The sequence below is a fragment of the Nesterenkonia haasae genome (assembly GCF_010119385.1).
Taxonomy (GTDB): domain Bacteria; phylum Actinomycetota; class Actinomycetes; order Actinomycetales; family Micrococcaceae; genus Nesterenkonia; species Nesterenkonia haasae.
On the sequence record NZ_VFIE01000019.1, the window covers coordinates 1 to 10,604 of the forward strand.

Below are 10,604 nucleotides of genomic sequence, written 5' to 3' on the forward strand. Positions count from 1 at the left end.
ACACATCCACATTCGTCCCAGCAGCCAACGAACGAGCAACGTTATTACCCATACTCGGCGCCGAACGCATATTCACCTGTGCCGTCACCCGGCCCGACGACGAACCAGACGATGACGACCCACCAGCAGTGCCGGTACCGACAGATCCGGAGGAGTCGGAACAGACGCTGGGAAGGAAAACCCGTGCGGCAGCGGCTCGCATATCCACTCCTCGCGCACTCAAGAACACTTGGGGGTCCAAGGCGGTGCCGGAATACCAGGCGCCCTCCCAAATTTCGAGATGCAAGTGTGGTGTGCTGCTTACTCCCGAATTTCCCACCAGGCCTATCGTCTGGCCAGCGCGCACGGAGTCGCCCACTTGCACATGCGAGGTGCCGTTCCAGACGTGAAGGTACCGGGAGTGGTACGTCTTTCCGCCAATATTGTGCCGGACCATGACATGTCCTGCCCGGCTGGAGGTGCCGTGCTGAGTGCTGACCACCGTGCCTGCGGCAATTGAGCGAAAGGGAGTGCCATCTGGCGCAACCAGATCTTGGCCAAGGTGGTACGTCGAGGCTCCCGGAGTCGAGCTGCAGCGTGGGCCATACTCGCTGCTGTACGTGAAGGTCCCCGTCAGCGGCTGGACGAATTGCCCAGAACTGCGCGAGGCGGTAATCACGGTCCCGTGGGACAACGACGACACCCCTGCGGCAGCCGTGCCCGCCATAGGCTCAAGCTGTGGAGAGTAGGGAGCCGCCTCCACGGCGGCGGTGGTGAACGGCAACGTCAGTCCAGCGGCTAAAGCGCCAACTGCAGCCGCAGGTAGTTTTTTCGGCACGGATCAATCCTCACTAGTCGAATGCCACGACTCCTTGCGCACACCACCTGGCGGTGATGCGTGTGGGACTGTCCGGGGCCGCCCACAAGTGGGGAAGCAAGCGATGGGAAATCTGAGCGAATCCCCCGGTCAGCTCGCGCCCAGGTTAACAAGTTGATTACGGCCAGGGGCAGGGCGGCGTTCGACCGGAGGTTGAAGCTGTGCTCAACCTGTGACTCTGCACAGCTGGCCCGTGACAGATGCCGTCACGACTGTGAGATCAGGGGGCAGAACAAGGTGAATGGCGCGATGCCACTACCGCAGGACACCTGCCAAACGCTGTGCTGCCCCCTGAATTAGCTACTCTTTCAGCGATTGCCCAGGGTTCCGGCACCCCAACGCCGAGAGCCCCATATTGTGACCAGACCGTTACACGGTGGCGTTCAAAAATTCATAGGAAACATCCAGCCGTTATAGGGTGTTCCGTTCAGAATGTTGAGTAACTTAGATAGTGCCTCTTCAAGGTGCGAGTGATTCAAGCTCCCCGGCTGGCTATTATGCGTCCCCCTCACGCGGCCACCCGGGGAGCTTTCTCGTGTCTACACTGTCCATATGACAGATGGACCGTTATCCCCCGTCCGGGCTGACGCCTGGTTGTGGTCTGTTCGAATGTTCAAAACTCGTTCTGCGGCCACGGACGCATGCCGCGCAGGGAAGATTAAGATCGCCGGCGAGTCGGTGAAACCCTCCGTGAATGTTGTGCCCGGTACCCGGATAAGTATCAGTAGGCCCGGCCATGTAGTGATTCTCGAAGTCGTACACACCCACGCCAAGCGGGTCGGCGCTCCTGTCGCTCAAAGGGCTTATCGGGACCTCTCACCCGAGCAGATTAAGCCCCGGGATGTCGGTCTGCCTATGCGCGAACGAGGCGCCGGCCGACCCACCAAGCGTGAGCGCCGTCAGCTGGAGCTGCTGCGCGGTTACACGAAGAACGAGTGACGCTAGGCTAGAGGTATGACACATCGCGTAAATCTCGGTCCAGCTGACCAGCTTTCTGAGCGCCAGGTAATGCAGGTGACAGCCAAACAGGCCGGCACCGAGGGAGATATTGCCGTAGTCCACGCCGAAGACGGTGGGTTCTATGCCGTTGATGACGAATGTTCGCATGAGTCGGTATCTCTCTCCGAAGGTTTCGTCGAAGACGAGACTCTCGAGTGCCCCATGCATGGGGCAGCCTTCTGCTTGCGCACCGGAGCAGCTGAAACACCGCCAGCTTTCGAACCCATTAAGACTCATTTGGTTACCGTGGAAGACGGAAACCTCGTTCTTCACCCCGGCGTCCCACACCCTGAGGCTGAATAATCCGAGTAATCAAAAGTTCCAACGAAAAAGATCCCCAGTTCACAAGCTCGTTAGCCTCAGTTCACCTGGTGTTGGAACTCGCAGAGACCTCGAGAGAAACTCACAGATAATGTTCAGCAAATACCGGGTTGTTCTCCAAGGTGGACCCCTATATTAGTTAGTACCTCATCAAGGTGCGAGTGATTGAAGCTCCCCGGTTGGCCATTATGCGTCCCCTCACGCGGCCAGCCGGGGAGCTTTCTCATGTCCAGGTCACTCAGGCGGGAGTGGCCCTGCGAATCACTCCATAGTTGAGCAGCGCCAACAATGCAGTGGGAATCACGAGCCACCCCGTCAACGACAGCGCACTCTGCTCTATCAACCATTCCCAGATCACTGGCCAGCCGTCATTCTGAAAGATCAGCATCGTGGCGACGAGACCTACCACCGCAAATCCCAAGATGACGATCCATAGCCCAAAAAGCCCAGCTCTGCGGTACAAAATTGCCCAGAAGAAGCCGAAGAGCATCAGAACTAGACACACTATTGCGGCAAGCGCTCCGCCCGCCACAATCCCACCGTCTCCTTGTGTGATGTAGGGAAGGTCGTAGGTGTAAAAGTGAATACCAAAGCCATCAGTGAGCTGCTCTACCCATGCTGCCAAGGAGAATGCTGCCCCAAAGCTCAATGACACCAAACCGAAGGCCAGGAGCACACCCAGCATGAATGTCCGCCGGCTGTAGCTCAGAGCCATGGAAAAAGGAAAGGTGTGCGACGCCGCATAGGCAGCCATGAACACCAGACACCACAGCGCTGCCTGCGACGCGCCAGTGTAGATAGGGTCTTCGGCTGCCACGCGAGTGCCAGCGGTGTGATGGATCCAAGCGCCGATGCCCGCAGCCAGGAACCACACTCCGACGAAAACCATAATGGGCACACTGATCAATGTGACCGAAGGCGAAAACTGCAGCTTAAAGGCTCCCGGCACACGGGCGAAGGTGGACTGTCGCACGGCATCGTGGCTGGCAGCCTGGGTGGTATGGGCGGATTGCTGTGTGGGGGTTGTCATTTTTCTCCCTCCCCTTGGTCTCGCGGCACATCATGACGGTGCTCGTTCTTCGAATGCCGGTTCGTGAGCCGCACGATCAGCTGCTGCAACGACACCGGCTGTAAGTCCAGGTCCAGTTCTTGGACTCGTTTCATCTGGTGATCAGTCAACCCGCCCAAGACAGTGGTGCGGGAGATCCGTCCCATGGTCTCGTCGCTCAGCACTTCCCGACCTGCCGTCATCTCTGCCACGGCATCGGCCCGCCCGACCAAAGTGATGGCTCGATCACGCAGTGCCTCCACCGGTTCATCAAGTATCACTCTGCCGCTGTCGATCAGCACCACATTTTCGATCAGGTGAGCAATTTCGTCGATCAGGTGGGATGACAGAATGACAGTGCGGGGGTGCGCGGCATAGTCCTCCAGAAGGCGGTCGTAGAACACTTGGCGCGCTACCGCATCCAAGCCCATATACGGCTCGTCAAAGAACGTCACTTCAGCACGCGAAGCCAGTCCAATGATGACGGCCACAGCCGACTTCTGACCCCGGGACATCTTTTTCAGCTTGGTCTTCTCCGGAACTCTGAAGTCAGCGATCAAGCGCTGTGCGTAGTCCCAGTCCCACTTTGCAAAGGCTGCGGACGCGGCCCTGAAGGCGTGCCGAGCTAGGGCGTCATCCGGGTACCGCTGGTCCTCCCGCACGAAACAAATCTTCGGCAGGACCTGCTCATTCTCGTGGGGCGTGTGGCCCAGCACTTTGACCTCACCCTTTGTAGGCCAATCTTGGGCCGCAATGATGGACATCAGGGTGGTCTTTCCTGCGCCGTTGCGGCCCAGCAGCCCGTGAATCTGATCCTTCGCAAAGCTGACGCTGACATCTTCCAATGCGGTGGCCCTGCCATACCGGCGACTCATGCCGGTGACCTCGATGGCCGCGGGTGCGTTTGTCGCGTTCATCGGCCTCTCCTCTCACTCGTTGTTCGATGACTGATGCACTCGTTCGCGCAGCAGTTCAATGACGGATTCCACCGGGAGCCCTATGTGACGGGCTTCGGCGAGCATCGGTGTGAGGTAGTGGTCCGCGAAACTCTGCTGCCGCTCTGCTCGCAGCCGCTGAGCTGCGCCTTCAGCCACGAACATCCCGAGTCCGCGGCGTTTGATGAGGATTTCCCTGTCCACCAGGAGATTGATTCCTTTGGCTGCGGTGGCTGGGTTGATGCGGTGGAAGGCAGCCAGCTCATTGGTCGAGGGAGCGCGCTCCCCTTCAGCCAATGAGCCATCCAATACAGATGCTTCGATCTCCTCAGCGATCTGCACGAACAGCGGTCGTCCTTCCTCCACCAGGTCACCTCTTTCAACGGTTGCAGGAACAACCTCATTGTATCCGACTCCACTACCTAAGTGGTTCATTACTTGACTAATTAACCATATGACGACGCCGCCGTCAAGCTTTCTTTGTGCCACGCGGCCTAAGATGGGTCTATGAGTCCTGAGAACATCGAATGCTGGCTGACAGACATGGACGGGGTATTGGTGCGTGAGCAGGAGGCTCTCCCCGGTGCTGCAGAACTCCTTGAACAGTGGCGACGCCAAGATCTGCCCTACCTGGTGCTGACCAACAACTCGATCTACACCGCTCGGGACCTCTCGGCTCGCCTACGGCATTCGGGGCTTGTGGTCCCGGAGAACCGGATCTGGACTTCAGCCCTGGCCACGGCCACGTTCCTGGCTCAGCAAGTCGACGTCGATCAGGGCAGCGGGAGTGCTTATGTAGTCGGGGAAGCCGGCCTTACTACTGCGCTTCATGAGGCCGGGTTCATCATGACTGAGACTGACCCCGACTATGTTGTGGTGGGCGAAACTCGCAACTACAGCTTCGAGGCGATCACCAAAGCGGTGCGGCTGATCAACGCCGGCGCACGTTTTATCGTGACCAATCCGGACGCAACCGGGCCAAGCCCGGAGGGAGTCCTGCCGGCAACAGGCGCTATCGCGGCTCTTATCACTAAGGCGACCGGTTCAGATCCCTACGTAGTGGGCAAGCCGAATCCTATGATGTTCCGATCGGCCCTGAACCACCTAGGGGCGCACTCGATGCAGACCGCGATGATCGGTGATCGAATGGATACCGACATCGTCGCCGGGATGGAAGCCGGTATGCACACCATTTTGGTCATGTCCGGAGTCTCTTCCCAGGCGAGCATCTCGCACTATCCGTTCCGTCCGCACCGCATCATTGATGGTGTCTACGAGCTATTGGACGAACCTTGGGAACCTGAGTCTGAAGAAGCTTGAGCCAGCAGCTCGGCCAGGTGGATAGCGGGGACATCGGCTAGATCGTCCAGCTGGATCCTGCATGACATCCCGTCTGCCAACACCACGCTCCGTCGACCCTCGTCCTTATGCGCCGCCTGTTGCCGCACTGCAGGCATGAGGTTGGTCTCAGCTACAGCGACCGAGACCTCGTAATGGCCCTTCTCCACCCCGAAATTCCCAGCCAGCCCGCAGCATCCAGCTACCTTGGTCACCGAAGCTCCCGCCATCTCCAGCAGGGCCTGGTCCACATCCCAACCGATAATCGACGACTGATGACAGTGCGGCTGAGCTACCACCTCTACATCGCTGAGATCCGGAAGTTCGATGCGCCCTTCGTCCACCAGGCGATTGACCAGCTCTGCGAAAGTCAATACTCCATCAGCGACAGTGCGAGCCTCCTCCGCTGCAGAGATTTCCACCGCATCGGAGCGTAGCGTGGCCAGGCAGCTCGGCTCCAAACCGATCACCGGTACCCCGGAACTGACGTAGGGAGCAAGGACCGAGGTTGCTTGGGTGATGAGCTTTTTCGCTTGATCCAACTGCCCGGTGGTGATCCACGGAAGTCCGCAACAGCCCTTCTTCCCAATAACCTGCACATTCAATCCCTGCCCACGCAGGAACTCCAGAGCGGCGTGCCCGGACTGCGGAAAGAAGTGATTCGTGAAGGAGTCAGCCCAAACCCATACGTCCGGGTCTGCCGTCGGTGGCTGAGAGTTTTTGGCCGCACGCCGGAATGTCTTGGCGGCGAACTTCGGTACGCTGCGCCGCTGGTCGATACCGGCCACCCATTTGGCCACTGCGGCAACAGGGGGAATCTTCATGGTGGCATTCGCCAGGGGCGCCATGGGACTGGCGAGCTTGGCCCAGAAGGGAAGTCTGCCCAGAATGTAGTGACTGCGCGGTCGGAGGCGACGTGTGGGCTGACCATTCTGGTCCCTGTCATAAGTCTGGTACAGGGCCTCTGCCTTGTATGCGGCCATATCCACGCCAGCCGGGCAATCACTTGCGCATCCCTTGCACGAAAGGCAGAGATCCAATGCTTCATGGACCGCGGGATCCGCTAGTCCTTTGACCAGTGTGCCGTCCATAGCCTCCTGGAGTATCCGTCCGCGGCCGCGAGTAGAGTCTTTCTCCTCCCGAGTCGCCAAGTAGGAGGGACACATCACCCCGCTGGTCCTCGGCGCGACGCAACGTCCGACTCCAGAACACCGGTGAACAGCCGCTCCAAAGTCTCCTGCATCGTGGGTCATCAGCATGCCAGGCCACGGCAGGTCCTGCTTGGGCTGCGTGGGCTTAATGTGCGCGGTTTGGGAAGCTGTCGACCCGCCATCAGGTGCGGTGATAATGCCTGGGTTGAGGAGGTTCTCCGGGTCACATATCGCTTTTGCCTGTGCGAACAGCGCCATCGAGGTCTCGTCGTACATCATTGGCAACAGTTCCGAGCGTGCGCGCCCATCACCGTGCTCCCCTGATAACGAACCGCCATAGCTCGCCAGCCGCTCCGCACAAGCTGCAAGGAACTCTTTGAATACTCCTGTGCTGTGCGGATCCCCATGCTTGAAAGGAAAATCTATGCGGCAGTGAATGCACCCATCGCCGAAGTGCCCGTAGGGATAACCTTGGAGGCCGAATTCTGTCATGAGGGACTCGAACTCGCGCATCCATCGCCCCAAATGCTCAGGTGGGACTGCAGCATCCTCCCAGCCGGAGTGGGCAGGTGTGGGTAGGCTGATGCCAGCTAGCCCAGCTCCGTCTTCACGAATCTTCCACAGGCCCACAGCTTCCGCGGAGTCTTCGATAAGTCGATGCCCCAGGGCTCCGGAGGCGCCCTTTACCTCACTCAGAACCTCGAGAGCGTCGTCGCCTGCTGTTTCAACGAACAACCAGGACTCTCCCTTGGGCAGGGTTGGCACACGCCGACCAGCCCCACGGACCAAAGCCACCAGTCGGGAATCCATGCCCTCACAGGCTATGAGCTTGCCGGACCCGGCTGCCAGGATATGAGGCACGGCATCGGCAGCTTCTGCCACCGAGGGGAAACCGAGCACCAACAGCCGCCTGCCTGGATCATCGCGGACCAGATGGACGGTGGCTTCCAGAGTGGTTCCCAGAGTTCCCTCAGTCCCGGCTAGAAATCGTTCAATCCGTCCCTTGTTCTCCGGGAGGAGGTGCTCCAAGCTGTACCCGGAAACCTGCCGGCCGAAGAGTCCGAAGTTCGTTCGAACATGACCCAGATTCTGCTCTGCGAGCTCGAGGAGCTGGCTCGCCGTGGCCCCGGACCCCCGGCCAGAGCGCGCATCAAGGTGAGCTGTTTCGCCATTACCGAAGAGGACTTTCACTGCCTCGATATTGTCTGCGGTACGGCCATACCCCAAAGCTCGGGAACCGCAGGCATTGTTGCCGATCATGCCACCGATGGTGCAGCGGGAATGAGTCGAGGGGTCGGGGCCGAACCGCAAACCGAACGGTGCAGCTGCCCGCTGCAAATCAGCGTGGACGACTCCGGGCTCCACACGCGCCGTTTGTGCCTCTGGGTCAAGCTCGAGGATGGTCTTGAGATCACGAGTGTCGAGGACGATTCCCTCTCCCACGGCATTGCCGGCGATCGATGTGCCAGCCCCACGCATGGTCAGCGGGACGGCCAGTTCGCGGGACACCTGGTGGGCGGCGTGAAGCTCGTCAACGTGTTGAGGACGGGCCACCACTCGAGGGACTACGCGGTACAGACTGGCATCGGCGGAATACATGCCGCGAGCAAGCTCCGAGCCGTCCACCCGGGACACCCCTGCCCGGCGGAGCGCGGCGATCAGGTCCCCCGAGTCACCGAGCGCGGTCGCGGCGGAATCAGCGGCGATAGTCACCTACAACGACCTCCCACATTGTCAACAATCTGCAAGCTTGGTGTGACTTGCACTGTACCGGGAGGCCTAGTCCTGCGGAAATTCAGCCCCGAGAGCGCTCAACACACCGTGTGACTTGGTGATGATCTCTTCCCATTCCCCTTCGGGTGTCGAATCAGCAGTGATGGCACCGCCCAGACCCAGATGAAAGGTCCATGAACTCGCGGGACCGGGGTCGGTATGTGTGGAGTGCAGCACTGCGGTTCGAATAAGAACTGAAAGGTCGCAGGCGCCGGTGCGGCTGAACCAGCCGGCCACACCTGAATACGGTCCACGCTCACCAGTTTCAAGATCAGCGAGAATCTTCATCGTCGACCCTTTTGGCGCGCCTGTCATTGAACCCGGAGGAAACGCATCCTTCAGCGCTCGGGAACGATCTGCCTGAGCCGCTAGCTTCGCGCTTATCGTGGAAACTAACTGGTGCACACTGGGGTAGGTTTCCACTGCGCACAGCCTCTCGGTGCGCAGGCTGCCTGGTTCCGCGTGAATCGAAAGATCATTCCGTACAAGATCTGCAATCATCACATTTTCGGCACGGTCCTTAGGATGCGTCTGCAGGTCCGCCAGCTGCGCGGCATCATCCTTGGCATCTCTTCCCCGGGGACGCGTGCCCTTAATCGGCTCCGACAAAATCGTTCCGTCGACGGTGATGGAGGCAAACCGCTCGGGTGAAGTGGACAGAACTGCCATGGCTGGCTCGCCTGGGCCTGAGGGAAAGTGCAGATACTGTGTGAAAGGAGCGCGATTGTGCTCACGCATTCGCCGATAGGCCTCCCAGGGTGAACCATGAAACACACCGTTCACCGCCGTAGTGAGGCAGATTTCGTAGGAGTTCCCTTCGCGAATCTCAGCCTGAGCGGCTTGGATCTTTGCGAGGTACTCCCTCCGCGAGTCCCGGACCGTCAGGGCGCACAACTCCATATCAGTGGCATGCTGCTGTTCATGCGGCAACGCGTCCAGCTCCGTACGCACCACATGCTGCCACTCAGTGTCCCCGCTCGCAGACAGAATCTCCGCAGTCCCGAGGTGATGGTCGACGACGACCCCCCGGGTGGCAGCGAATATGCGCGCCTGGCTCTCGTAACCGATCCACCCCACCCACCCAAGGTGAAACGGCGATGACGAGGTGACGGCGTCGTCGGATAGTGGTGCGCCGCTGTGCCGCCAGTGCTCTGCCAACCAGTCAAAGGCTGCAGCGTCCAAACACGTGCCCTGATCCCCAGGAGAGGCAAAGGCAAGAATGCTGTACCGGCTGCGCTGAGGTGCTGAGGTCCGCGCGTGGTCGCTACTGTCTAAGAACGCCGCAGCGGCTTGCTCACCGAGTCGGCCCCAGAGCGCAGCGAATAGCTCGGCGGCCGCATCCTCTGCTTCGGGAAATGGAACAGAAGGCCAGGCGGGGCGTGACGACATGAAGATCATCCTATGAGCCGTACCATAGTGCCCATGACAGACGATGCAGCGTCACGGAGGGGCCGGCCTCGCAGCGAAGAGGCTCACCAGGCTGTTCTTGACGCTGTGGCCCGCTTGCTCGACGACCATGGCCACAGTTACGAAGAGCTCACTGTGGAGCGCATTGCGGCCGAAGCCGGAGTGGGCAAGCAGACCATATACCGCTGGTGGAAGAACAAGGCAGCTGTGGTTCTCGAGTCACTCATGACCGGACGCCTGAAGCTCAGTTTCGAGCGGGTACCGAATACTGGTGATTTGCGGACCGATCTCACCGCATGGCTGGACTGCGAGCTTGAGAAGTCCCATATGGAGGACACAGTCGTTATGGCGCGGAGCCTCATGGGAGCCCTGGTCACCGGAGGTGAGGAGACGCGAAAGCTCTTTCAGGACCGCTCGGTGTGGGATGAGATGGAACTGACAGAGCGTATCCGCCAGGAGGCTGCCGTAGGTGGATTGCGCGATGGAATCGACCCGGCGGCTGTGGCCTCGGCCATTATGGATCCCTTCATCATTCGGCTGTTGACCGTCGGCCAGCCTGACCGGCAGTGGCTGCAGGCGCAGATCGACATTGTGCTCACCGGAACCCTTCGCAGATAATGTGATCTTCCTCTCAAAAAACTCCGACATAATAACGAGACGCAACGTTCCATATATGATGGCCGTGTTGCCTGCACTCCTCTGACTTCCGAAGGACCACTTCATGGCCACGATGCTTTACCGCCTCGGTACGCTCGCCGCTCGCCGCGCCAAGACAG

At 59.7% G+C, this 10,604-nt stretch carries 10 protein-coding genes; 4 read left to right on the plus strand and 6 right to left on the minus strand.

The genetic code is table 11. The features are described from left to right. Window positions 1–817 (minus strand): M23 family metallopeptidase (locus FH975_RS06625; RefSeq protein WP_162320652.1); only part of this gene is annotated, 817 nt, incomplete at its 3' end. 591 nt (window positions 818–1,408) lie between these two features. Between FH975_RS06625 and FH975_RS06630 the strand changes: the two genes are divergently transcribed. After that, window positions 1,409–1,795 carry an RNA-binding S4 domain-containing protein gene (locus tag FH975_RS06630; RefSeq protein WP_153078306.1) on the plus strand — a complete coding sequence of 129 codons (387 nt, stop codon included), beginning with the start codon at window positions 1,409–1,411 and terminating at the stop codon, window positions 1,793–1,795. Between the two features lie 15 nt (window positions 1,796–1,810). After that, window positions 1,811–2,158, plus strand: a complete 348-nt coding sequence (locus FH975_RS06635) for a non-heme iron oxygenase ferredoxin subunit (RefSeq protein ID WP_153078305.1) — start codon at window positions 1,811–1,813, stop codon at window positions 2,156–2,158. A gap of 256 nt (window positions 2,159–2,414) precedes the next feature. Here the strand turns inward: FH975_RS06635 and FH975_RS06640 are convergent, their stop codons facing one another. From FH975_RS06640 to FH975_RS06650, 3 genes are read right to left on the minus strand one after another with little or no spacing between them, the layout of a single operon-like run. Next, window positions 2,415–3,206 (minus strand): hypothetical protein, encoded by a 792-nt coding sequence (locus FH975_RS06640; RefSeq protein ID WP_162320653.1) that lies wholly within the window; start codon window positions 3,204–3,206, stop codon window positions 2,415–2,417. Beyond that, the gene (locus FH975_RS06645; protein WP_162320654.1) at window positions 3,203–4,141 is read right to left on the minus strand and encodes an ATP-binding cassette domain-containing protein; all 939 of its coding nucleotides are present in this window, start codon (window positions 4,139–4,141) and stop codon (window positions 3,203–3,205) included. Before FH975_RS06645 ends, FH975_RS06640 begins: the two co-directional genes overlap by 4 nt. 12 nt (window positions 4,142–4,153) lie before the next feature. After that, a complete protein-coding gene (locus tag FH975_RS06650; RefSeq protein WP_153078313.1) occupies window positions 4,154–4,528 on the minus strand; it encodes a GntR family transcriptional regulator in 375 nt (124 codons plus the stop codon). A gap of 138 nt (window positions 4,529–4,666) precedes the next feature. On the opposite strand from FH975_RS06650, the gene FH975_RS06655 reads away from it, so the two are divergent. After that, window positions 4,667–5,479 carry an HAD-IIA family hydrolase gene (locus tag FH975_RS06655; RefSeq protein WP_153078302.1) on the plus strand — a complete coding sequence of 271 codons (813 nt, stop codon included), beginning with the start codon at window positions 4,667–4,669 and terminating at the stop codon, window positions 5,477–5,479. Here FH975_RS06655 and FH975_RS06660 read toward each other — a convergent pair. Together FH975_RS06660 and FH975_RS06665 are read right to left on the minus strand one after the other, a co-directional pair. Next, on the minus strand, window positions 5,431–8,361 hold the full coding sequence (locus tag FH975_RS06660) for an FAD-binding and (Fe-S)-binding domain-containing protein (protein WP_328821804.1): 2,931 nt from the start codon (window positions 8,359–8,361) through the stop codon (window positions 5,431–5,433). The two genes, FH975_RS06655 and FH975_RS06660, sit on opposite strands and share 49 nt — an antisense overlap. 66 nt (window positions 8,362–8,427) lie before the next feature. Then, the gene (locus FH975_RS06665; protein WP_162320655.1) at window positions 8,428–9,810 is read right to left on the minus strand and encodes an anthranilate synthase component I family protein; all 1,383 of its coding nucleotides are present in this window, start codon (window positions 9,808–9,810) and stop codon (window positions 8,428–8,430) included. Window positions 9,811–9,843: 33 nt separating this feature from the next. Between FH975_RS06665 and FH975_RS06670 the strand changes: the two genes are divergently transcribed. Next, complete coding sequence (locus FH975_RS06670; protein ID WP_162320656.1) at window positions 9,844–10,446, plus strand: TetR/AcrR family transcriptional regulator; 603 nt, start codon at window positions 9,844–9,846, stop codon at window positions 10,444–10,446. Window positions 10,447–10,604 lie beyond the last annotated feature (158 nt).

What these genes read in the sequence shown, in the direction of transcription:
- FH975_RS06630 (WP_153078306.1), top strand. Translation starts at nt 1,409, where the DNA reads ATGACAGATGGACCGTTATCCCCCGTCCGGGCTGACGCCTGGTTGTGG.
- FH975_RS06635 (WP_153078305.1), top strand. Translation starts at nt 1,811, where the DNA reads ATGACACATCGCGTAAATCTCGGTCCAGCTGACCAGCTTTCTGAGCGC.
- FH975_RS06640 (WP_162320653.1), bottom strand. Translation starts at nt 3,206, where the DNA reads ATGACAACCCCCACACAGCAATCCGCCCATACCACCCAGGCTGCCAGC.
- FH975_RS06645 (WP_162320654.1), bottom strand. Translation starts at nt 4,141, where the DNA reads ATGAACGCGACAAACGCACCCGCGGCCATCGAGGTCACCGGCATGAGT.
- FH975_RS06655 (WP_153078302.1), top strand. Translation starts at nt 4,667, where the DNA reads ATGAGTCCTGAGAACATCGAATGCTGGCTGACAGACATGGACGGGGTA.
- FH975_RS06665 (WP_162320655.1), bottom strand. Translation starts at nt 9,810, where the DNA reads ATGTCGTCACGCCCCGCCTGGCCTTCTGTTCCATTTCCCGAAGCAGAG.
- FH975_RS06670 (WP_162320656.1), top strand. Translation starts at nt 9,844, where the DNA reads ATGACAGACGATGCAGCGTCACGGAGGGGCCGGCCTCGCAGCGAAGAG.